The following is a 22,759-nucleotide window of genomic DNA, read 5'->3' as shown; positions in this document are numbered from 1 at the left end:
GGCCGCCTTGTCGACCGCAGGAGCGCACCCCGGTGCGCTCCTGTTTCGTTTCCGCCGTCGCCCCGCGCGATGCACGCCGCGCTTCGCCTCCGGCATAATCGGCGCATGAGCGTCCTGCGTTTCGACAATGTCAGCAAACACTATGCGGGCGGCCACCAGGCGCTGGTGGACGTCAGCTTCGAAGTGGCGGCCGGCGAGATGCTGTTCGTCACCGGCCATTCCGGTGCCGGCAAGAGCACCCTGCTGAAACTGATCCACCTGAGCGAACGCCCGACCCGTGGCGCGGTGCTGTTCGGCGAACGCAACCTGCTCAAGGTGCGCGGCGGCAAGGTGGCCCTGCACCGGCGCGAGGTCGGCGCGGTCCACCAGGACCATCGCCTGCTCACCGACCGCACCATCGGCGAGAACGTGGCGCTGCCGCTGATCCTGCGCGGCGACCGCCGCGCCGATACCGGCAAGCGCGTGCGTTCGGTGCTCGAGCGCATGGGCCTGGGGCATCGCGAGAAGGCGTTGCCCACGCAGTTGTCGGCCGGCGAGCAGCAGCGCGTGGGCATCGCCCGCGCGATCGTCGCCGAACCGAAGCTGCTGGTGGCCGACGAGCCGACCGGTAACCTCGACCCCACCCTCGCCGCGGAAATCATGTCGCTGTTCGCCGAACTGCCCGGCCGCGGCACCAGCGTGCTGGTGGTCAGCCATGACCTGGCGCTGCTCAAGCACATGCGCAAGCGCGTGCTGATCCTGGACCACGGCCGCTTGGTCGACGACATCTCGCCGCAGGACCTGGCCGAATGAGCAAGGGTGCGAAGAAGGAGGCGGCGAACAAGGCCGCCAATACCGGAGCCGCGGCGCCGTCGCGGCTGGGCGTGTGGTTCGCCCATCACCTGCACAGCGTCGTCTTCAGCCTCGGCCGCGCATTGCGCAAGCCCTGGGCGACGGCGTTGACCGTGGCGGTGATGGCGCTGGCGCTGGCCCTGCCGCTGGGCCTGTCGATCGCGTTGGACAACCTCAAGGTTTTTTCCGGCAGCGTGCAGCAGTCGCGCGACATCAACCTGTTCCTCAAGCCCGAGATCGATGGCACCACCGCGCAGGAAGTGGCCGCGAGCCTGCGCGCGCGCGCCGACGTCGCCGGCGTGGTGCTGCGCACGCCCGACGAGGGCCTGGCCGAACTGCGCGAGAGCGCCGGGCTGGGCGAGGCGATCGACGCGCTGGGCGGGAACCCGCTGCCGACGCTGTTGATCGTCACCCCGGCAGGCGGCGAGGACGTGGCGCTGGCCAGGTCGCTGGAGGCGCTACCGCAGGCCGACCTGGTCCAGCACGATGCGCTGTGGCGCCAGCGCCTGGACGCCTGGCTCGGTTTCGGCGCGCGGCTGGTGCAGGTGCTGTCGCTGCTGCTGGGGCTGGGCGCGGTGCTGGTGGTCGGCAATACCGTGCGCCTGGACATCCAGGCGCGGCGCGAGGAGATCGGCGTACTGCAGCTGCTCGGCGCCAGCGACGGTTTCATCCGGCGTCCCTTCATCTACCTGGGCGCCTGGTACGGCCTGGGCGCAGGTGCGCTGGCGCTGGCGCTGGTCGGCGCCTGCGGCCTAGCCCTGCGCCCGCCGCTGGCGGCGCTGTCGGGCAGTTACGGCAGCCCGTTCGCCCTGCACGGGCTCGATGCCCTGCATTCGGGGCTGGTGCTGCTGGGCACGGTGATTCTTGGCTGGCTGGGGGCGTGGCTGGTGACCGGGCACTTCCTCAGGCAGACTCGCCCGACCGACACCTGACACGCGCATGTCCACGCACGAACTCAAGCATCTGATCAGCGACGCCCCCCGGGTGATGGTGGTCGATGGCTCCAAACTGGTGCGCAAACTGATCTCCGACGTGCTGCAGCGCGAGTTGCCGGACGTGGAGGTGGTGGGCTGTGCCGGTCTCGACGAGGCGCGCAAGGCGTTGGAAGCCGGGCCGGTGCACCTGGTCACCACCTCGCTGGCGCTGCCCGACGGCGATGGCCTGGCGCTGGCGCGCAGCGTGCGTGAAGCGGCCGGGCAGGCCTACGTGCCGGTGATCGTGGTGTCCGGCGATGCGCAGCGCCACCTGGAGCAGCGCCGCTTCAACGAGTTCGTCACCGATTATTTCGACAAGGCGCTGGGCCACGAGGCGCTGGCGACCTTCATCCGCGGCTATGTGCAGCCCGAGCCGGTGCCCGGCGCCACGGTGCTTTACGTCGAGGACAGCCGGGTGGTGGCCGAGGCCACCAAGCGCATGCTCGAACGCCACGACCTGCATGTGGTGCACGTGCTCACCGCCGAGGACGCGTTCTCGCTGCTCACTGCCGAATCGCTGGGCCGCACCACGCGGCGCATCGACCTGGTGCTGACCGACGTCACCCTCAAGGGCGAGCTCAACGGCCGCGATGTGGTCGAGCGCGTGCGCATCGATTTCGGCTACGGCAAGCGGCGCCTGCCGGTGCTGGTGATGACCGGCGACAGCAACCCGCACAACCAGTCCGCGCTGCTGCAGGCCGGCGCCAACGACCTGGTGCAGAAGCCGATCGAGGAACGCCTGCTGGTGACCAAGGTGCTGTTCCAACTGCGCCTGACCCGGCTGGCGCAGCCGACGGTGGTGCTGTGAGCGCAGCCCCGATCGTCCAGCTCGAACCGAGCTGGAAGGCGCGCATCGGCGATTGGCTGCTGCGCCCGGAAATGCGCGAACTGTCGGCCTTCCTGCGCCAGCGCAAGGCCGCCGGCGCGCGGGTGTTCCCGCCGGGGCCGCAGATATTCGCCGCGTTCGACGCCACGCCGTTCGAGCAGGTGAAGGTGGTCGTGCTCGGCCAGGACCCGTACCACGGCTTCGGCCAGGCGCACGGCCTGTGTTTTTCGGTGATGCCCGGCGTGCCGGTGCCGCCGTCGCTGCTGAACATCTACAAGGAACTGGAGGACGACGGCAACGTCGTTCTGCCGTTCCGGCGCCCGGACCACGGCTGCCTGCTGCCCTGGGCATGGCAGGGCGTGCTGCTGCTCAACGCCGTACTGACGGTCGAGGAAGGCCGCGCCGGCGCCCACCAGGGCAAGGGCTGGGAAGGGTTCACCGATCACGTGGTCGATGTGCTCAACCGCGAGCGCGAGGGGCTGGTGTTCCTGCTCTGGGGCAGCTACGCCCAGGCCAAGGGCAAGGTCATCGATACCCGCCGCCACCGCGTGCTGAAAGCGCCGCACCCCTCGCCGCTGTCGGCCCACCGCGGCTTCCTCGGTTGCCGGCATTTCTCCCAGACCAACGACTATCTGGCCCGTCGCGGCCAGGCCCCGATCGACTGGCGCCTGCCGCCCAGGACGGAGCTGGAAGCCCGGCTCGCCGGCGGCTGAACGCCGTGGTGTCCTGTCATACGCCGGTGACAGGCTTGCTGCTAGCCTGCGCAGGCTTCCCATTGGTCCGAATGGGGAGGTTTCGAGGTGTTTCCGGGGGTTTTAACGACAGATCTGGAACGCTGGAACTTTTTCTGTACCGAGCAGTCCAATAGTTCGACTGCTAAGATGAGGTCCTATGAGCCCGAACACCTCTACTGCCCTTGTGGCGAACAATCTTCCGATTCCCAGCGCGCTGGGTTCGCTGGATGCCTACATCGGTGCCGTGCACCAGATCCCGGTGCTGTCGGTCGATGAGGAACAGGAACTGGCGCGCCGCTTCCGCGACGGTCAGGATCTGGACGCCGCGCGCGAGCTGGTGCATTCGCACCTGCGCTTCGTCGTGCACGTGGCCCGCGGCTACAACGGCTACGGCCTGCAGCTGGGCGACCTGATCCAGGAAGGCAACATCGGCCTGATGAAGGCGGTCAAGCGCTTCGACCCGGACATGGGCGTGCGCCTGGTGTCCTTCGCGGTGCACTGGATCCGTGCCGAGATGCACGAGTTCATCCTCAAGAACTGGCGCATCGTCAAGGTCGCCACGACCAAGGCGCAGCGCAAGCTGTTCTTCAACCTGCGCAAGTCCAAGACGCGCCTGGGCTGGATGAACGCCGCCGAGGTCAGCGCGGTGGCCAGGGACCTGAACGTCTCCGAGCGCGAAGTGATGGAGATGGAGTCGCGCCTGTCCGGCCGCGACGTCGGTTTCGACGCGCCGGCGGACGAGGACGACGACCACGCGCCGCCGTCGCCGGCGGCGTATCTGGTCGCGCGCGACGAGGACCCGTCGCAGGCCTACGAGCGCGAGGACAGCGAGGAGAACCAGATGCAGCTGCTGCGCGAGGGCCTGGCCAACCTGGATCAGCGTTCGCGCGACATCATCGCCCGCCGCTGGCTGGATGCCGACAGCAAGGTGACGTTGCAGGAACTGGCCGATGAGTACGGCGTGTCGGCCGAGCGCATCCGCCAGATCGAGGCCAACGCGCTGAAGAAGATGAAGGCGCTGTTCGCCGCCTGATCGTCCAGCGGTTCGACGACATAGGGAAGGAAAAGCCCGGGGAAACCCGGGCTTTTTCGTTGCGCGGCTGCGATGCGGGGATTCCGGTGTCATCGCGGCGGTGTAGATTCGCGCTCCTGCATCCATGAACGGAGACGGTGATGAAGGGACAGTGTCTTTGCGGCGCGATCGAAGTGGTCGCCAGCGAGGCCGGCGACGTCGGCCTGTGCCATTGCGCGATGTGCCGGCGCTGGTCGGGCGGGCCGATGTTCGCGGTGCATTGCGGCAGCGATGTCCGCTTCGAGGGAGCGCAGCCCGCTGCCTACCGTTCCTCCGACTGGGCGGAGCGCGGCTTCTGCCCGGCCTGCGGCACCCATCTGTTCTACCGCCTGCTGCCGACCGGCGAATACATGCTGCCGGCCGGGCTGTTCCAGCAGCAGGAATTCCAGCTCAAGAGCCAGATATTCATCGACGAGAAGCCGGCGTTCTACGAACTAGCCAACGATACCGAGAAGCTGACCGGGCAGCAGGTGTTCGAGCGCTTCGCACCCGACGGTGCGTGACACTGCCGGCGTTCACTCCCGCGGCGGCCCGCTATCGCGTGGTTCGCCGTCGGCGTCGCCGAAGATGATCCGGGCGCTGCGCTGGTAGCTCCAGTACGCGACTGCCCAGTTGAGCAGCACCACCAGCCGGTTGCGGAAGCCGATCAGGAAGAACACGTGCGCGGCCAGCCAGAACCACCAGGCAAGCAGGCCGGAGAGCTTCAGGCGGCCCATGTGCACGATGGCGGCCATGCGCCCGATGGTGGCGAGGTTGCCCTGGTCGCGGTAGCGGAAGGGCGGTGGTGGCGGGCGTTGCTGCAGCCGCGCGCGGACTACTCCGGCCACGTACCTGCCCATCTGCTTGGCGGCCGGCGCCACGCCCGGCACCGGGCGGCCATCGGCCTGCACCAGTGCGGCCAGGTCGCCGGCGACGAAGATCTCCGGATGGCCGGGCACGGTGAGGTCCGGCTGCACCTGCACGCGGCCGGCACGGTCCAGCGGCGTGTCCAATGTGCGCGCCAGCGGCGAGGCGGCGACGCCGGCGGCCCACACCACGGTGCGCGCGGGGATGAAGTTTTCGCCCAGGTGGAAGCCTTCGGCGTCGATGGCGGTTACCGGCGTACCGGTATGCACTTCCACGCCGAGCCGTTCCAGTTGCCGGCGGGCCTTCAGCGACAGCACTTCCGGGAAGCTGGACAGCACCCGCGGCCCGGCTTCGATCAGGCGCACTTTCGCGGAGGCCGGATCGATATGGCGGAACTCGTTGCGCAGGGTGTGCCGGGCGATCTCGGCCAGGGTGCCGGCCAGTTCGACGCCGGTGGGGCCGGCGCCGACGATGGCGAAGCTGAGCCACGCCGCCTTCTTCGCCGGATCCGGTTCGGCTTCAGCCTTCTCGAATGCCAGCAGCAGCCGGCGGCGCAGGGCCAGGGCGTCGTCCAGTGTCTTCAGGCCCGGCGCATGCGGCGCCCACTGGTCGTTGCCGAAATAGGCGTGGGTGGCGCCGCTGGCCACCAGCAGCAGGTCGTAGTCCAGCGTGCCGCCGTCGCGCAGCCGCACCTGCCGGTTGTGCTTGTCGATGGCCTCCACTTCGCCGAGCCGGACCTCGACGTTGCGCTGGTGGCCGAGGATGTGCCGCAGTGGCGCGGCGATGTCCGGCGCCGACAGGCCGGCGGTGGCGACCTGGTACAGCAGCGGCTGGAACAGGTGATGGTTGCGGCGGTCGATCAGGGTGATGCGCAGCTTCGTCCCGGCGAGGGCGCGGGTGGCCCAGAGGCCGGCGAAGCCACCGCCGACGATCAGCAGGCGGGGAGGGCGGTCGTGGGGCATGCGGTACTCCGGTGGGGGCCGGTGGAAGGCGTGACAACCGGCCGCCATCTTCGCACGGGGTGCGCACGGTCATGTCGATGATCGATACTGGAAACCAGCCGAATGCCATGGAGAGAACGACATGTCCGATCCCGAGAAGCGCATCGCCCTGCTGATCGACGCCGACAACGCGCCGGCGGCGAAGATCGACGAGGTGCTGGCCGAGGTGGCGCGCTTCGGCGTGGCCAACGTGCGCCGCGCCTACGGCAACTGGAAGAGCCCGCGTTTGAAAGGCTGGGAATCGGTGCTGCACGAGTATGCGATCCGGCCGATCCAGCAGTTCGCCTATTCCAAGGGCAAGAACGCCTCGGACATGGCGATGGTGATCGACGCGATGGACCTGCTCTATGCGCGCAACCTGGATGGCTTCGCCATCGTCTCCAGCGATGCCGATTTCACCCCGCTGGTGATGCGCCTGCTGACCGACGGAGTGAAGGTCTATGGCTTCGGCGAGAAGAAGACGCCCGATCCCTTCGTCAACGCCTGTTCGAAGTTCACCTATCTGGAAGCGCTGGGCCAGTCGCATGCCAGCGCGCCCGAAGTGGGCCCGGATGCGGGGGACGAGGCGCGGCCACGCAAGAGCGGCGCCGAGCTGCGCGGCGACACGCGGCTGGTGAAGATGCTGCGCCGGGCGGTCGCGGCGTCCGAGGGCGAGGACGGCTGGTCGCACCTGGGGCCGGTCGGCAGCCAGATCGGCAACCAGGCGTCGTTCGATCCGCGCAATTACGGCTACGGAAAACTCAGCGACCTGCTCGCGGCGATCGGCCTGTTCGAGCTGAAGAAGGACGGCAAGTCGTCCTATGTGCGCGCGCTGCCGAAGAAGGCCGCGGCCAAGGCCGGGAAGCCGGGCGCCGCATGATGATGCATGCACCGCGACGGCGATGCACCGGCGCCGCGTTCCCGCGTCTGCCGGCATCCGACGGAAGCTGGCGTATCGTGCAGGCCTCGCATCGATCACGACGGGAGCGGGCATGCTGAAGATCTGGGGGCGCCACAATTCGAGCAACGTGCGCAAGGTGCTGTGGTGCGCCGAGGAAATCGGCCTGCCTTACGAGTCGATCGAGGTGGGCGGCGCGTTCGGCGGCACGCAGACGCCGGAATACCGGGAGATGAATCCCAATGGACTGGTGCCGGTGATCGAGGATCACGGCCTGCCGGTATGGGAGTCCAACGCGATCGTCCGTTACCTGTCGGCGCGCTATGCGCTGGGCACGCTGTACCCGGAAGATCCGGCGCGGCGCGCGCAGAGCGAGAAGTGGATGGACTGGACCATATCCAGCTTCGCCGTCGCCTTCCGCGACCTGTTCTGGGGCGTGGTGCGTACCGCGCCGGCCGACCGCGACGCCGCGCGCATCGACGCGTCGCTGGTGCGTTGCAGCGAACTGCTGGCGCTGGCCGATGCCGAACTGGCGCGGCAGCCGTGGCTGTCCGGCGAGGCGTTCGCGATGGGCGATATTCCGCTGGGTGCGTTCGCCTATGCCTGGTTCGAGATGCCTATCCAGCGCCCGGAGCTGCCGCATCTGGCGGGTTGGTATGCGCGCCTGCAGGAGCGTCCGGCCTACCGGAAGGGCGTGATGACGCCGCTGACCTGAGCTGCCATGGACAGCAGGGCCGGAGCCGGAGCTGTCCATACCCTTGGTTCACGGGATCGCGCATCGCCAAACCTGCCAGCGGCATAGTTGATGATGCACTGCAGAATGCATGATGCTTGGATAAGTGGTTTATTTGGATCGTTACAAATTCAATTCTTATTTCATTTGTAACGATGCAAATCAGTAAATGGAATCGTGCCTGTTACATCGCCGAGCATCGGGAGAGCTTGTAGTGATTCATTCGACCCATCACCACCGGAACATGCTGCGCTACACGCAAGGAGAGGTATCGGCCTGTTGCCACGGCGGGAGTGGGTCATGGCGTCTCGCCTATTGCCGGTTGCGCGCAGCGGAGGCTCGGGCATGAACGAAGCGCCCGATGGAAAGGATGCGTGCAAGGCCGGCAAGCGGGCAGTAACGGTGACGGACATTGCACGGGCGGTGGGGGTGTCGCGGGCGACCGTGTCGTTGGTATTGCGCGGCAGCCCGCTGGTCAACGTGGATACACGTGCAAAGGTCGAGGCCGAACTGCGCCGACAGCGTTATGTGTACAACCGAACAGCCGCCAACCTGCGCCGGCGTACCTCCTCGTCGATCGCGCTGGTCATCAATGACCTGTCCAACCCGTTCTTCGCCGAATTCGCCGCTGGCGTGGACGAGGCATTGGGAGGCAAGGGATATGTGACGCTGCTGGGCAGCACCGGTGAATCGCCCAGGCGCCAGCAGGCGGTATTGACCACGCTGATGGAGCACACGCCCACCGGTTTCATCCTGTCGCCGGCCGAAGGCAGCGACGCCGCGCAGCTGCACCAGGTGCTGGGCGCCCACGCCAACGTGCTGCTGTTCAACCGCGAACTGCCCGGTGCCGAGTGGGATTTCCTGACGTTGGATAACCAGCAGGGTGCTTATCTCGCCACCCGCCACTTGCTTGAGCGTGGCCATCGTCAGATTGCCTTCTTCGGCGGTCATGCCGCTTCCAGTTCCTGCCATCAACGCCGCACCGGCTACCAGCAGGCAATGGCCGAGGCCGGTCTGCAGGTTCAGCCGAGCTGGATGATCGAGTCGGCACCCAACCGCCTTGAGGCGGCAGCACGCACCGGTGAACTGTTTGCCGATGGCGAGCGTCCCAGCGCCGCGGTCTGCTACAACGACACCGTCGCGCTGGGGCTGATGCTGGGTCTGACCTCCCGTGGCGTCCGCCCGGGCGGCGATTTTGCCGTTACCGGCTTCGACGACATCTCCGAGGCCTCGGTGGCGGTGCCGCCGTTGACCACGTTGACCGCCGACCCGCGCGAGCGCGGGCGCCAAGCGGCCGCATTGCTGCTGCAGCGACTGGCCAATCCCGATGCGCCACCGCTGCGTACTGTCGCGGCGGTGCAACTGCGCATCCGCGAGAGCAGCGCGGCGCGTCAGGGCTGATTCTTCTTCCAATCGCATCCGAGCCGATTCCATGTCCATTCCTATCCTGTCCATGCTCCAGCCAGTCTCATGCGTGGTGCCCGTCGCGAGTGGCAGCGCTGCTGGCCTCGAAATGGGCCGGGGAGGCTGACACCTGATGGGCAAGATTGTTTGTTTCGGCGAAATTTTGATCGATCTATTGGCGCAGCCACCGGCTTCGCCGCAGGCGCCGCGCGCTTTCCTGCAATACGCTGGCGGCGCACCGGCCAATGTCGCGGTGGCCGCAGCCAGGCTGGGCGCGCGCAGCCACTTCGCGGGCATGTTGGGCTGCGACATGTTCGGTGACTTTCTCGCCGACAGCCTGGCCGAGTCCGGCGTCAACACCGACTGCATCGTTCGCACCAGTGCGGCCAAGACCGCGTTGGCGTTCGTCGCGCTGGACGGCGCGGGCGAACGCAGTTTCAGTTTCTACCGCCCGCCTGCAGCCGATCTGCTGTTCCGGGCCGAACACTTCCAGCCTGCCTGTTTCGATGGCACTGGCTGCTTCCATGTCTGTTCCAACAGCCTGACTGAGCCGAGCATCGCCGAAACGACGTTCGCTGGCATGGATCGCGCGCGCGCCGCCGGTGCGGTGGTCAGCCTCGATCTCAATCTGCGCCCGATGCTGTGGCCGGCGCAGGTCGACCCGACGCCATGGCTGTGGCAGGCGCTGGAGCAGGCCGATCTCGTCAAGCTCTCGCGCGAGGAACTGGACTACCTTGCCAGGCCGTTCGGAAGTGATGGCCGCGCACAGGTGTTGCACCGCCTGCTGGCTGCGCGGGCGCGCTGGGTCATCGTCACTGATGGCGCCGCGCCATTGCACTGGCATACCCGCAACGCCCATGGCGAAGTGCCCGGTTTTCGGGTGTTGCCGGTCGATACCACGGCGGCCGGCGATGCCTTCGTGGGCGGCGTGCTCCATGGCCTGGCCGAACGCGGCGGGACGGGGGGCGCGTTCGATGCGTTCTGCCGGGACCATGACGCAATCGTCGCCACCTTGCGCTTCGGCGCGGCGGTTGGCGCGCTGGCCGTCACCCGGAAAGGTGCGTTTGCCGCCATGCCAACGCTGGAGGAAGTGCAACGACTTCTTCAGGAACAGCCCGGTCAAGTCAGCTAAGCAGGCATGGCCGTGCAGGGAGCCGAAGCGCGCGGCAAGAATGAAAAAGGTGTATCGGAAGTTGTGGATTCCGTTCCGCCGGGGATCGTTGTCTAGCAGTGAAAGCAGCCGTTCTGGCTGGCCGGCACCACCGGCTCCATACCTTCTCAATGAACACGAGGTGGCGACAATGGCGGTACGAGTGATCGCGCGAGCAGGCATCGGAAGCCTCCGACACGAGGGCACGGAAGCGGTCATCGAAGCGCCACTGCATGCGCGACGCACGCACTGGCTGACCGGTCATGTCCTGCCCCATGAGTCGGCGCTGCGGCGCCGGCTGCGCTCGCAGGTGCCGACGGGACTCGAGGTGGATGACGTCGTGCAGGAAGCCTATGCGCTGATCGCCGCGCAGGAGCGGGTAGAGCAAATTCTCGAGCGGCGCGCCTATCTGTTTACTGTGGCGCGCTCGGTGGTGTTCAAGCATTTCAGGCGTTCGTGTTTTATTTCAATCGATACAAATACCGGTGTTTCGCGCGAACACCACGAGCTCACTCCTGAACGTCACGCAGGAGCAAGCCAGGAATTGCGCCGGCTCGCATGGATGATCGATGGATTGCCTCCTCGCTGCGGACAGGCATTCGTGATGTGCCGGGTCGAACAACTGCCGCAGTACGAAGTCGCTCGGCGCATGGGAATTTCCAGGAGCTCGGTGGAGAAGCATCTAGCCCGGGCGTCGTCCCTGCTGATGGAAACGATGGCCCAGGCCAACCGACCGCCGGCATGCGCCGCGACAGCGCGCGCCGACGAATTCCCGCAATCCGTGCGGATGTTCCCCCCGGTGCCGCGAAAGTGCCCCGTCCCGCTGCGGGGAGCGAGGGCGGGCCGTTCGCCCAGGAGCGCCGCGCGCGCTTCCGCTTTCGGTAAAGGCATGGCGCCGTTCTTGGAAGAATGCGGCGATGCCATGCACGTGATGCAGCACTCCCCCTCCTTCCCTCGTCATGCCGGATAGCCGAAGCCGCATCGACCGATCTCCCGACCACCGCCTTCCCTGGCACAGGAGCAAGCCCATGAATCGCAACGCCCGCTTCGTACGCAACGCCTTGGCTGTTTCCCTGGGGTACGCCCTGGCAATGACGGTGCCGGCCGCCGTCGCACAGCAACACGATGGCGCCGGATCCGCGAACGACCCGCAGGCCAAGAAGCTGGATACCATTCTCGTTACCGGATCGCGCAACAGCACGCGCACGGTCGAGAACAGTTCCACGCCCATCGATCTGGTCAGTGCCGAGGAGTTGGCCGCGACCGGCAAGGGCGACCTGTTGCAAGCGCTGCTGACCAAGCTGCCCTCGCTGAGCCTGCAGACCTACGGCGGCGGTCTGGATTACCAGGTGCGCGGCGCCATGCTGCGCAACCTCTCGCCTGGCTACACGCTGGTGCTGGTCAATGGCAAGCGCCGCAATGTCAGCGCCTACACCAGCGACACCAGCTTCCCCGGCCACAACTATACCGATCTGTCACTGATCCCCATGGCCGCGGTAGATCACATCGAGGTGTTGCGCGATGGCGCGGCGGCGATTTATGGCTCCGATGCCATTGCCGGCGTGGTCAACATCATCCTCAAGTCCGCGGCCAGTGGAGGCGAGCTCTCGGTCGAGGGCGGCAGCAGCTTCGCCGGCAACGGCACCCGCGCCAAGTACGGCGCCAATCTGGGTCTGCCACTCGGCAGCACGGGTTTCGTCAACCTCTCGCTGAACTACACCGATCAGCATGAAGCGACACGGGTACGACCCTTCCGCGACAGCTACCGGGTGTATCCGGCGATAGGCGCCAACGGAGAGTTGACCAAGCTGTGCACCTACAACAGCCTCTGCACGGGCACCGTTGCCAATCCGGCCGAAGCGGGACATGAGGTCAGGGACTATGCCTACAGCATCCCACAGTACACCTTGAAGTCCGCGGCGTACAACCTTGAGTACGGCCTGGGCGAAGCGCTGACGCTGTATTCGTTTGCCACATTCAGCGACCGCCGAATCAGTTCACGCCAGAACACGCGCACACCGTATACCGCCTGGAGCAGCAATGTCGGTCTATTCAAGAACGTATACCCCGATGGGTTCACCCCCGATGCGGTCGGCAAGGAGAAGGACTACACCGGCGTGCTTGGCCTGAAGGGAGCGGTGGGCACCTGGGATTGGGACCTGAGCGCCACGCGCAGCCGCGACGACTACAAGGTCTATACCCATAACTCGGCCAACTATTCACTCGACTATCCGGGCGGCGCCACCGATGTGTATTCGGGCAAGCTCGATTACACGCAGACCGTGGTGAACCTGGACCTGCGCCATGGTTTCGAGACCGAGGCGTTCGCCTCGCCCGTGGACTTCAGTGCAGGGCTGGAATACCAGAGCGAGGCGTACACTCGCGGCGCTGGTGAACGGGCCTCGTGGTACGGCCAGGGCATTACCGCCTACACCGGTTATCTGCCTGCCGATGCATCGCATGGCACGCGCCATGGCTGGGCAGGTTATGCAGGCGCCTCGGCCAATGTCACCAAGCGCTGGTACCTTGACCTTGCCGGGCGCTACGAGGACCACTCCGATTTCGGCAGCGTATCCACCGGCCGCCTGAGCACGCGCTTCGACTTCACCGACGCCGTCGCGATTCGCGCCACCGTCAGCAATGGCTTCCACGCGCCATCGCTTGCGGCGCAGAACTTCCAGCTGACTTCGGATACGGCCACGCAACGCTGGATCAACGCCCGCGCCAGTTCGCCGCTCGCCATGTCGCTGGGATCCACGCCACTCAAGCCGGAGAAATCCACCAACTACAGCGTCGGCTTTACGTTCGCGCCGGTCGACAACGTGCATCTGGCGATCGACGCCTACCAGATTGACATCCGCGACCAGCTGGGCATGTCCAACTATGTCGGCTATGACCCCACCAATCCGGCGCGGGTGGTCGACTACAGCGGCAACGTGCTCAACGCGCAGCAGGTCGCCACCATCGACGCGCTGCTTGCCGGTGCAGGCTATGCGGTCAGTCCGGACAAGGGCCTGTTCGTCAGCTACCTGCGCAGCGTGGGCGATACCCGCACCCGCGGCGTCGAATTCACCGCCGATGGCGGCATCCCCACCGATTACGGAATGTGGACGTGGAACTACGCCATCAATGCGGTCCAGACCGACATTACGCGCCGTGAACAGGTGTCGCCGATCCTGTCCAGCCTGCCCAACGTGCAACTGCTCACCGAGGCCAGCGAGTACAACCTGCGCTACCGTTCACCGCGCTACACGCAGGTGGCAGGCATCAACTGGGCGCGCAGCGGTTGGAATCTCGGAATGAATTTCACCCACTACGGCCCGATCAAGCGCCTGGCCAACAACTACAAGTACACGATCGAGCCGAAGCTGATCACCTCGTTGTCCGGCAGCTACGATTTCGGCAACGGATTCAGTGTGACTGCCGGCGTGGACAACGTCTTCGACAAGCGCACCAGCAAGCTGCCGGAGGCGGCGATGAGCGCCAGCAACAAGGCAACCTACCAGTGGATGTACGACTCACTGGATTCGATCAGCGCCCTGGGCGGTTACTACTACGCCCGCATCGACTACCGCTTCTGAGGCCGGGGAACCCGAATGACGCGCAACAGGCACGAACAACTGGGCATGCTCGACAGCATCGAGCGCCGCGATTTCATCAACGGCGTTCTCAAGACCTCGCTGGCAGTGGCCGCCTCCGGCGTCGCGCCGGACGTGCTGGCCGCCGCAGCGGGGATGCCGCTGTCCGGAACGACGGGTGTGGCAGGTGTGGCCGGACGCGGCATGCCCGCGTCCGCGCAGGGGCCATATCCGCCAGCGCTGACCGGCATGCGCGGCAGTGGCTATCCGAAGGCTTTCGAAGCCGGCCATGCACTGCGTGACGGCTCGCTGCAGATCGACCCCACGCAGGTGCACGATACTGGCGAGCAATACGACCTCATCGTAGTGGGTGGTGGCATCAGCGGCCTGGCTGCGGCCTTGTACTACGCGCGCGACAGCGGCGGCCAGGCGCATACCCTAGTATTGGACAACCACGACGACTTCGGCGGTCACGCAAAGCGCAACGAGTTCAATTTCGGCAAGCGCACCGTCATTTCCAATGCAGGCACCTTCAACATATCGCCCGGTAGCGATAACGCGCGTGAGTTCATGCGCTCAATCGGAATCGAAGACATCGCCCGGCTCAACCAGGACAACCAGGACACGTTCTTTTACCACCGCCATGGCATGGGCCAGTCGGTGTACTACGACAAGGAGACCTTCGGTCGGGATGCGTTGATGGACGATCCGGCTCCCTGGATCGAATTCGTCGCGTTGCACGATCCAAATACGCCACCCGACCAGGCGCGACGTTGGGCGGATTTCCTTGCCGGGGCGCCAATGAGCGAGCAGGCGCGCAAGGACGTATACCGGCTCCATGCCGGCCGCATCGATTACCTGCCGGGGCTGGCGCCTGTTGAACGCGTGCGCAAGCTGCGCGCGATCACCTACCGCGACTTCCTGCTGGATGTCGCCAAGGTCGACCCGATGGTCGTTACCTATCTGCGCGACCGCACCTTCGGCAGTGCGCGCGGGCTATCCGGAATGTCGGCGATGGCGGCGCGTCGGCGTGGGCTGCCCGGCTTCCTGGGTATGGAACTGGGTACGGATAATCCACTACCCGCAAGCGCCCTGGGCGTGCCGCCGGCGACCACCCACAAAGCTGTCGCCAACTACCACTTCCCCGATGGCAACGCGACCATCGCCCGCCTGATCGTGCGTCAGTTGATTCCCGCTGCGCTGCCCGGCAGGACCCTGGAGGATTCGATCCTGCAGCGCGCCGACTACTCGAGGCTGGACCTTCCCGACAACCACAACCGCATCCGCCTGGACAGCACCGTGGTGCAGGTGGCCAATACCGCCGACGGAGTGCAGGTGACCTATTTCCGGGACGGCAAGTTGCAGCGCGTCCGCGCCCGCCATTGCGTGCTGGCCTGCTGGCACCACGTCATCCCATACATATGCCCGGAACTGCCTGAGTGGCAGAAGGAAGCATTGCGCTACCAGGTGCATGCGGCCAACCTTTGGGTCAATGTCTGGCTGAACAACTGGCAGGCCTTCAAGAAGGCAGGCACCTGCTTCATCAACGCGCCCAACGGCTATTACTCGCAGATCCTGCTCGAGTGTCCGGTAGACATCGGCGGCTACGTGCGCTCAGCCTCGCCCGATGAGCCGACCGTATTGACCATGCTGCGGGTGTTCGAGACGCCCGGTATCCCGGTCAAGGATCAGTACCGCGTCGCCCGCGCCGAGATGTACGCCACTGATTTCGAAACCTATGAGCTGAACGTGCGCGAGCAGCTCACCCGCATGCTCGGTCCGCATGGCTTCGACGCGCGCCGCGACATCGCAGGGATCACCGTTAATCGCTGGGGCCATGGTTATTCGTACATGTACTCCTCGGTGTTCGACGATTTCCTCGAACGTGGCGAGCAACCGCCGCACGAGCGGGCACGAATGCCTTACGGCAACATCGCCATTGCCAACTGCGACGCGGCCGCGCGGGATACCACGCCTGATTCCATCGACCAAGCTCATCGCGCCGTCTGCGAGCTACGCCTGAATCTGCGCAACAGCGTCAATTTCTGAAGAGGCGCCAGCTGATCCAACGGCCATCGCAGTGCAGGGTCGCGCATGAACCCGCCCGCTGCGCCGCGATGGTCCTGCTTCAGCCGCCGCTGGAGCCGCGACGCCCACCGGGGAACCGGAAAAAATTGCCCATGAATGGCCCTAACCGGGGAGTGCACCGCATGCAGCACAGTGAAAAAACCGCAACCGCAACCGCAGCGGGAGGCATGGCGCGCGCGCTCCTGTTGCCGCTGGCGCTGATCATCGCGCTGTTCTTCTTCTGGGGCGCGGCAGCCAGCCTCAACGACATCCTGATAAAGCAGTTCAAGAAGGCTTTCGAACTGAGCGACCTGCAGGCTGGGCTTGTACAGAGCGCCTTCTACCTGGGCTATTTCATCTTCGCGCTGCCGGCGGCCATGTTCATGCGGCGCTACAGCTACAAGGCGGCGGTGGTGCTCGGGCTGCTGCTGTATGCGGCCGGCGCTTTCCTGTTCTACCCGGCGGCGCAAGTGCACACCTATGGTTTCTTCCTGCTGGCACTGTTCGTTATCGCCAGTGGACTGGCGTTCCTCGAGACATCGGCCAACTCGCTGGTGATCGCGCTTGGGCCTGCGCAGGGCGCGGCGCGCCGGCTCAATCTGGCGCAGGCGTTCAATCCACTGGGGGCGATGACCGGGGTGATGATCGGCTCGCATTTTATTTTTTCCGGGGTCGAATACAGTGCCCAGGACCTGGCGGCGATGGCGCCGGTTGCGCGCCAGACCTATTTCGCTGCCGAGTCGGCGGCTGTGCAAGTGCCCTACGTAGTGATTGGTCTGGTCGTGGTGGTGTGGGCGATGATGATCGCGATGGTGAAGTTCCCGGTTCCGCCCGAGCAGCCGGCGGCGGCCAAGGCCAGCAGCCTCTCGCACCTGGGCGGACTGCTGCGTACCCGTGGCTTCATGTTCGCGGTGGTTGCGCAGTTCTTCTATGTCGGAGCGCAGGTCGGGATCTGGAGTTACCTGATCCGCTACTTCCAGGACGTGGTGCCCAATACTCCGGAAAAGACTGCCGCCGGCTTCCTTACCTTGTCGCTGGTACTGTTCATGGCCGGGCGCTTCCTGGGTTCGCTGGCATTGCGCAGGGTAGGTGCGACGCAGTTGCTGGCTACGTTCGCGTTTCTGGACCTGGTGTTGTGTGTGGTCGCGGTGGTCCTGCCCGGCCGCATCGGTCTGTATGCCCTGGTGATCGCCAGTCTTTTCATGTCGGTAATGTTTCCAACCATCTTCGTGCTCGGGCTTGAGGGCTTGGACGAGGATCGCCGCAAGCTCGGTGCGTCGATGATGGTAATGGCCATCATCGGCGGTGGTCTGCTGACTGCACTGATGGGCTGGGTGTCCGACATGGCCGGCATCCACTGGGCCATCGCTGTGCCGGCCGCCTGCTTCCTGGTCATTCTGGCCTTCGCCTTGCGCGCGTCACGTGCCGCTGCCTGACGCGCGCTGCCGCCCGCTCTGCTTCATCGTTGCCCAGCCCTGCACAGGGCGTTCTTAAAAGGAGATTCCATGAAGATCATTCCCTCGCTTCCACTCAACGACGGCCATCGCATTCCGCAGATTGGACTGGGGGTGTGGCAGGTTCCGGCTGGGGACACTGCGCGTGTCGTTGGCACCGCGTTCGAACTGGGCTATCGCCACGTCGATGGTGCCGCCGCCTACGGCAACGAGGAGGGCATCGGTCATGCGATCCAGGCTTCGAGCGTAGCGCGCGAGGAATTGTTCATCACCACCAAGCTGCGCAATCCCGATCAGGGCTACGATTCGGCGCTAAGGGCGCTCGACGCCAGCCTCGCCAGGATGGGGCTGGATCGGGTCGATCTGTACCTGATCCATTGGCCGTGCCCGCGCCATGACCGCTTCGTCGACAGTTGGAAGGCACTGGTGCAGGCGCGCGCGGATGGCAAAGTGCGGTCGATCGGCGTATCCAACTTCCGCGCGCAGGATATCGACCGCATCATCGACGCCACCGGCGTGGTCCCGGCAGTCAATCAGATCGAACTGCACCCTCTACTGCAGCAGGCCGGGCTGCAGCAGCAGGCACGCGCCCAAGGCATCGTTACCCAGGCGTGGAGCCCGCTCGCCCACGGCGGCGAGCTGTTGGCGCACCCCGTCCTGCAGACGATCGCCGGCAAGCATGGGCGGACGGTCGCCCAGGTGGTCCTGCGCTGGCACATGCAGTCGGGCAGGGTGGCCATCCCCAAATCGGTGACGCCGGCGCGAATGGCCGAGAACGCGACAGTGTTCGATTTTGCCCTGGATGAGGACGACATGGCGCAGATCGGACGCATCGACGCAGGCAGGCGCTTGGGCCCGGACCCTGCTGACTTCGAGGATATGAGCTGATCTGATCGTAGTGGCTACGGCCCGCGGCCGTCCTGCGGCGGGCCGTGGTGCTGGTGCCGTCGGCACGACGCGCAGCCAGCCGCTGCACGGTCCCGGCTTGCCCGTGCGGTGGTACCTGCCGCCGTATCGCCCCCGTTTCCAATGCCTGGGATGAAATCACGCGATGACCGTAACTGACCCCGTCATTCTCTATGCCACATTCACCGCTACGCAAGGCAATGCCGCGCAGGTGGCCATGCTGTTGAGCGATTACGCCTGCGAAGTCCGCAAGGAGCCCGGTAACCTGCGATTCGAGGCTTTGCACAGGGCAGAGCTTCCGGAGTCGTTTTTCGTGTTCGAAGAGTACGCCGACGAAACAGCGTTCCAGGCACACCTGAACGCCCCCTACGGCGCGCTTTTCAATGCGGCGCTGACGGCATTGATCGTCGAACCGCATTCGGTACTCACGTTGCTGCGGAGGCTATGAGCCGCGACGCCCCCTGACTGCCGCCGGCGGGTGAATTCAGTAGAGGTCCACCGGGTCCACGTCCAGCGACCAGCGCACGCGCCGCGCCTGCGGCAGTGCGTATATCTGTGGCACCAGCGCATCGAGCAGGCCGTGCAGCGCACGCCGCTGCGTGGCCGACAGCAGCAGCTGCGTGCGCTGGAAGCCGGCGCGGCGCGGCATCGGCGCGGGCATCGGGCCGTAGCGATCGACCGGGCTGTCGGCGGGCATGGCGTGCTTCACCGCTGCCAGGAATTCATTCGCCTGTTCGACCTGCTTGGCTTCTGCACGCAGCAGCGCCAGATGCGCGAACGGCGGGAAGCCGGCGGCCTCGCGCTGCGCCAGTTCGGCATCGGCGAAGGCGTGGTAGCCGCCGTTGACCAGGGTGTGCAGCAATGCGTTGTCGGGATGGTGGGTCTGCAGCCAGACCTCGCCGGGGCGGTCGGCGCGGCCGGCGCGGCCGGCGACCTGGATCAGCTGCTGGGCCAGCTTCTCGCTGGCGCGGAAGTCGGCGGAGAACAGGCCTTCGTCGATGCCGACCACCACCACCAGGGTCAGCCGCGGCAGGTCGTGGCCCTTGGCCAGGATCTGCGTGCCGACCAGGATGCCGGGCTGCTCGCCCAGCGCGGCCAGAGTCTGTTCCAGCGCGTCGCGCCGCGCGGTGGTGCCGCGGTCGATGCGCAGCACCGGGAAATCGGGAAACAGCTGCAGCAGCCGCTCTTCCAGCCGCTCCGTGCCGATGCCCTGCGGCTGCAGCGCCAGGCTGCCGCAGTCCGGGCAGGCCAGCGGCACCGGCGCGCGCGCGCCGCAGTGGTGGCATTGCAGGCGGCGCCCGGCGCCGTGCACGGTCATCGGCGTGGCGTGCAGGGGCGTGCTGCAGCGCCGGCACGGCGCGGTCCAGCCGCAGTCGTGGCACAGCAGCACCGGCGCGTAGCCGCGGCGGTTCTTGAACACCAGCACCTGGTTGCCGGCGCGCAGGTGCTGTTCGATGCCCGCCAGCACTTCCGGCGACAGGCCGTCCTGCAGTGGCCGCTTGCGCACGTCGAACACCCGCACCGCCGGCGGCCGCGCGTCGCCGGCGCGCTGCTGCAGGCGCAGGTGGGTGTAGCGGCCGGCACGCGCGTTGTGCAGCGATTCTAGCGAGGGCGTGGCGCTGCCCAGCACCACCGGTATGTCCAGCGCCTTGCCGCGCACCAGGGCGAAATCGCGGGCGTGGTAGCGGATGCCGTCCTGCTGCTTGTAGCTGCCGTCGTGCTCCTCGTCGACGATCAGCAGCCCGGCCTGCGGCAGCGGCGTGAACACCGCCGAACGGGTGCCGACGATCACCCGCGCTTCGCCGCGGGAAGCGGCCGCCCATACCCGCGCGCGCTCGTTGTCGTTCAGGCCCGAATGCAGCGCGTGCACCGCGATGCCAAGGCGGGCGCGGAAGCGCGCCAGCATCTGCGGGGTCAGGCCGATCTCCGGTACCAGCACCAGCGCCTGCCGGCCCTGCGCCAGGCAATGGGCGATGGCCTGCAGGTAGACCTCGGTCTTGCCGCTGCCGGTGACGCCATCGAGCAGGAAGGGCTGGAAGCCGTCGGCCGCGGTGATCGCCTCGATCGCCACCTGCTGCTGCGGGTTCGGCTCGGGGCCGGGAAGCGGATGGGCCGCCGGGATCGCCGCCGCCATCGCCACGCGTTGCGCGAAGCCGCGCTTGAGCAGGGCGCGACCGGCCTCGCGCCAGCCGTCCATGCGTGCGGCCAGGACCTCCTCGGCCAGGGTGCCGGCGCCCAGCAGTTCGGCCAGGCGTCGAGGGCGGGTGCCATCGCGCAGCCGTGACCGGCCCTCGTGACCGGCCGCGGTCAACTCCCAGCCCCAGCCATGGGTATCGGGCAGGGGGTCGCCCCGGCGCAGTGGCGCCGGCAGCGCGGTGGCGATCACCTCGCCCAGCGGCGCATGGGTATAGCGCGCCAGCCAGCGCAGCGAGGCGTGCAGCTCCCCGCCCAGCAGCGGCGGGCCGTCCAGCCACTGGAGGGCTTCCCGCAGCGTCGCCGGGTCGTCCGCCGTGCCGATGCTCTCGACCATGCCGACCAGTTCGCGGTTGCCGAACGGAACCCTGACCCGGCGCCCGGTATCGCCGACGCCCGGGTCCGGGCTGCCGGGCGGAGGCAGGTAATCGAAGGTCTGCGGCAACGGGACCGGCAGGGCGATGCGCAGGGTGGGGCAGGTGGGCATGGGCGGCAGTGTAGGTGCCGGTCGCCGGCCGGCACACCCCCCGGGGGCCGCCGGAACCGGTCGGGAAACCGGTCCGCCGCATGCCGCCTACTTGCGTGCGCTTGTTCGCGCCGGAAGCATAAACACCGCGTAAACGCAGGCCGGGCTTGGAGATTTGGGCTTATCCACACAACTTGTGGATAACTCTGTGCATCAGCGTTGTGCTCCACGCGCCCAGGGCGGTGGTGGAAGCCTTTCCCTCAACTTGGTCAAAAAATAGCCATACGATCAAGCCTTTTAAAATCAACAACTTGTTCGTGAAACAAAAGCGAAATATGGGTGCCCGCCGGAAATCGCGGCCGATTGCAGGCAGGCTATTGACGCTGTGCACAAGTTGCGGCATGGAGCGTCCGGGAGAGCGTCAAGACGGCGTGCAGGCCGGCTGCCGGGACTATCTGCGGGGCCGGACGCGCTGGGTATCATTCCCGGCGATGAAGGAGTCCAACTGATGGCTGCACCCGCCTCTTCAACACCGGCCGCAGCCAGTGCCCTGTCCGCTTTCCTGAAAGGCGTCGAACGACGCGCCCTGGTCGTCGCCGGCCTGCAGAGCGGCGACGAGGATGCCGCCGGCCGCGCCGTGGCGGCCGCCATGCGCGCCTTCGCCGGCCCGGCCGCGGGCATGCCGATGGCCGACTGGCCCGCTCGTTTCTGGACCCTGCTGTGCGGCAACCCGCAACTGCGGGCGCCATCCACGAACGGGTACTGGCCGCCCGCGTTGGCCCACCTTCAGGACCTGGCCCCGGCCGAGCGGTTGGCGCTGCTGCTGCGTATCGGCGGCGGGCTGGATGAAGATGCCGCCTCGGCGGTCCTCGGGGTGACGCCGGAGGCATACCGGCACGCGTTGGCTGGCGCCTGCCCGCTGGACGCGCAGGGCCATCCGGACGCGATGGCATGGCGCGGACTGGCCGAACAGGTGCAGGCGCAGGTGCGCGATCTCCCGCCGGGCCGCGTGCAGCAGCTGGAACAGCTGCGCGGGGCGATGGCGGCCGGGGCCGCGCCGGCCCGCCAGGCGCCCGCGGCGCCACGGATCGAAGCCGATGCCCGCGTTGCCCGCCCGCTGCGCCGTACCGCAACGCGCTGGCGCTGGCGGACCTGGCTGCTGCTGTGCCTGCCCCTGGTGCTGCTTGCGGTGGTCGCGGCCTGGTGGTGGCAGGAGCACCGGCCGGCGTTGCCCGGCGCGGCCGCGCCAGCCGCCGAGGGCGCGGTTTCGGACAATGGCCCGGTGCAGGTGGAGGCCTTGCCGGCCGACGATCCTCCCGCCGCGCCTGCCAGCGGCGACAGCCGTGCCGCGGATGATGCGGCGATGCTGGCCGATCCGGAGCTGGCGCTGGCGCAGGACGCCGATTTCCACGCCTGGTATGCGGCCGGCGGCCCGGTGCCGGTGGACGAATCGCAGGCGCGACCCGGTCGCGCCGAACCGGCCGGCACCGCCCTGGAGACGGTCGATGCGGAGGATTGAGCGCCTGTTGCCGGTATTGCTGGTGCTGCTGCCCGCCGCACCGTCGCTGGCGACGCCCGCCGCCGTGCCGCCGCCGGCCGCGCACGCGGCCGGTGCCGTGCCGGACCCGCGATCGCACTGGTCGGCGC

19 protein-coding genes are annotated in these 22,759 nt (G+C 66.9%); 17 read left to right on the top strand and 2 right to left on the bottom strand.

Going from position 1 to position 22,759, the window contains the following annotated elements; all coding sequences use genetic code 11:
• Positions 1-105 precede the first annotated feature (105 nt).
• The 6 genes from ftsE to QMX80_RS09625 all read left to right on the top strand — a co-directional run bounded on the left by ftsE (position 106) and on the right by QMX80_RS09625 (position 4,940).
• Positions 106-792 carry a cell division ATP-binding protein FtsE gene (ftsE, locus tag QMX80_RS09650; RefSeq protein ID WP_273083195.1) on the top strand — a complete coding sequence of 229 codons (687 nt, stop codon included), beginning with the start codon at positions 106-108 and terminating at the stop codon, positions 790-792.
• A complete protein-coding gene (ftsX, locus tag QMX80_RS09645) occupies positions 789-1,763 on the top strand; it encodes a permease-like cell division protein FtsX (protein ID WP_282276707.1) in 975 nt (324 codons plus the stop codon). The genes ftsE and ftsX overlap by 4 nt, the downstream gene beginning before the upstream one ends.
• 7 nt (positions 1,764-1,770) lie before the next feature.
• Positions 1,771-2,613: a response regulator gene (locus QMX80_RS09640; protein WP_055770807.1), complete on the top strand. Its 843-nt coding sequence runs from the start codon at positions 1,771-1,773 to the stop codon at positions 2,611-2,613.
• Entirely contained in the window at positions 2,610-3,344 is a 735-nt protein-coding gene (gene ung, locus QMX80_RS09635; protein WP_282276705.1) for a uracil-DNA glycosylase, read from the top strand. Before QMX80_RS09640 ends, ung begins: the two co-directional genes overlap by 4 nt.
• Before the next feature lie 178 nt (positions 3,345-3,522).
• On the top strand, positions 3,523-4,398 hold the full coding sequence (gene rpoH / locus QMX80_RS09630) for an RNA polymerase sigma factor RpoH (RefSeq protein WP_055770801.1): 876 nt from the start codon (positions 3,523-3,525) through the stop codon (positions 4,396-4,398).
• Positions 4,399-4,538: 140 nt separating this feature from the next.
• Entirely contained in the window at positions 4,539-4,940 is a 402-nt protein-coding gene (locus QMX80_RS09625; protein WP_055770798.1) for a GFA family protein, read from the top strand.
• A 12-nt stretch (positions 4,941-4,952) separates the two neighbouring features.
• Here the strand turns inward: QMX80_RS09625 and QMX80_RS09620 are convergent, their stop codons facing one another.
• Positions 4,953-6,245, bottom strand: coding sequence for an NAD(P)/FAD-dependent oxidoreductase (locus QMX80_RS09620; RefSeq protein WP_282276702.1), 1,293 nt, complete (start codon positions 6,243-6,245; stop codon positions 4,953-4,955).
• A gap of 121 nt (positions 6,246-6,366) precedes the next feature.
• Between QMX80_RS09620 and QMX80_RS09615 the strand changes: the two genes are divergently transcribed.
• The 10 genes from QMX80_RS09615 to QMX80_RS09570 all read left to right on the top strand — a co-directional run bounded on the left by QMX80_RS09615 (position 6,367) and on the right by QMX80_RS09570 (position 18,901).
• Complete coding sequence (locus QMX80_RS09615) at positions 6,367-7,143, top strand: NYN domain-containing protein (protein WP_273083186.1); 777 nt, start codon at positions 6,367-6,369, stop codon at positions 7,141-7,143.
• Between the two features lie 112 nt (positions 7,144-7,255).
• The gene (locus QMX80_RS09610; RefSeq protein ID WP_282276701.1) at positions 7,256-7,876 is read left to right on the top strand and encodes a glutathione S-transferase; all 621 of its coding nucleotides are present in this window, start codon (positions 7,256-7,258) and stop codon (positions 7,874-7,876) included.
• A gap of 363 nt (positions 7,877-8,239) precedes the next feature.
• Positions 8,240-9,295 (top strand): LacI family DNA-binding transcriptional regulator, encoded by a 1,056-nt coding sequence (locus QMX80_RS09605; RefSeq protein WP_055770785.1) that lies wholly within the window; start codon positions 8,240-8,242, stop codon positions 9,293-9,295.
• A gap of 136 nt (positions 9,296-9,431) precedes the next feature.
• Positions 9,432-10,430, top strand: a complete 999-nt coding sequence (locus tag QMX80_RS09600; RefSeq protein ID WP_055770782.1) for a carbohydrate kinase — start codon at positions 9,432-9,434, stop codon at positions 10,428-10,430.
• A 40-nt stretch (positions 10,431-10,470) separates the two neighbouring features.
• Positions 10,471-11,418, top strand: coding sequence for a sigma-70 family RNA polymerase sigma factor (locus tag QMX80_RS09595; protein WP_282276699.1), 948 nt, complete (start codon positions 10,471-10,473; stop codon positions 11,416-11,418).
• Between the two features lie 58 nt (positions 11,419-11,476).
• Entirely contained in the window at positions 11,477-14,029 is a 2,553-nt protein-coding gene (locus tag QMX80_RS09590; RefSeq protein WP_282276698.1) for a TonB-dependent receptor, read from the top strand.
• A gap of 45 nt (positions 14,030-14,074) precedes the next feature.
• The gene (locus QMX80_RS09585) at positions 14,075-16,075 is read left to right on the top strand and encodes an NAD(P)-binding protein (RefSeq protein WP_162236394.1); all 2,001 of its coding nucleotides are present in this window, start codon (positions 14,075-14,077) and stop codon (positions 16,073-16,075) included.
• 161 nt (positions 16,076-16,236) lie between these two features.
• Complete coding sequence (gene fucP / locus QMX80_RS09580; RefSeq protein WP_282276695.1) at positions 16,237-17,529, top strand: L-fucose:H+ symporter permease; 1,293 nt, start codon at positions 16,237-16,239, stop codon at positions 17,527-17,529.
• 69 nt (positions 17,530-17,598) lie between these two features.
• Positions 17,599-18,435, top strand: coding sequence for an aldo/keto reductase (locus QMX80_RS09575; RefSeq protein ID WP_055770766.1), 837 nt, complete (start codon positions 17,599-17,601; stop codon positions 18,433-18,435).
• A 163-nt stretch (positions 18,436-18,598) separates the two neighbouring features.
• On the top strand, positions 18,599-18,901 hold the full coding sequence (locus tag QMX80_RS09570; RefSeq protein WP_055770763.1) for a putative quinol monooxygenase: 303 nt from the start codon (positions 18,599-18,601) through the stop codon (positions 18,899-18,901).
• Between the two features lie 36 nt (positions 18,902-18,937).
• Here the strand turns inward: QMX80_RS09570 and QMX80_RS09565 are convergent, their stop codons facing one another.
• Positions 18,938-21,133, bottom strand: a complete 2,196-nt coding sequence (locus QMX80_RS09565; RefSeq protein WP_282276692.1) for a primosomal protein N' — start codon at positions 21,131-21,133, stop codon at positions 18,938-18,940.
• A gap of 487 nt (positions 21,134-21,620) precedes the next feature.
• On the opposite strand from QMX80_RS09565, the gene QMX80_RS09560 reads away from it, so the two are divergent.
• The gene (locus QMX80_RS09560) at positions 21,621-22,631 is read left to right on the top strand and encodes a hypothetical protein (RefSeq protein WP_282276691.1); all 1,011 of its coding nucleotides are present in this window, start codon (positions 21,621-21,623) and stop codon (positions 22,629-22,631) included.
• The last annotated feature ends 128 nt before the right edge of the window (positions 22,632-22,759 follow it).

The organism is Stenotrophomonas sp. PS02297 (assembly GCF_029959705.1).
Taxonomy (GTDB): Bacteria; Pseudomonadota; Gammaproteobacteria; order Xanthomonadales; family Xanthomonadaceae; genus Stenotrophomonas; species Stenotrophomonas nitritireducens.
This window is presented reverse-complemented; position numbering and strand designations above follow the sequence as displayed.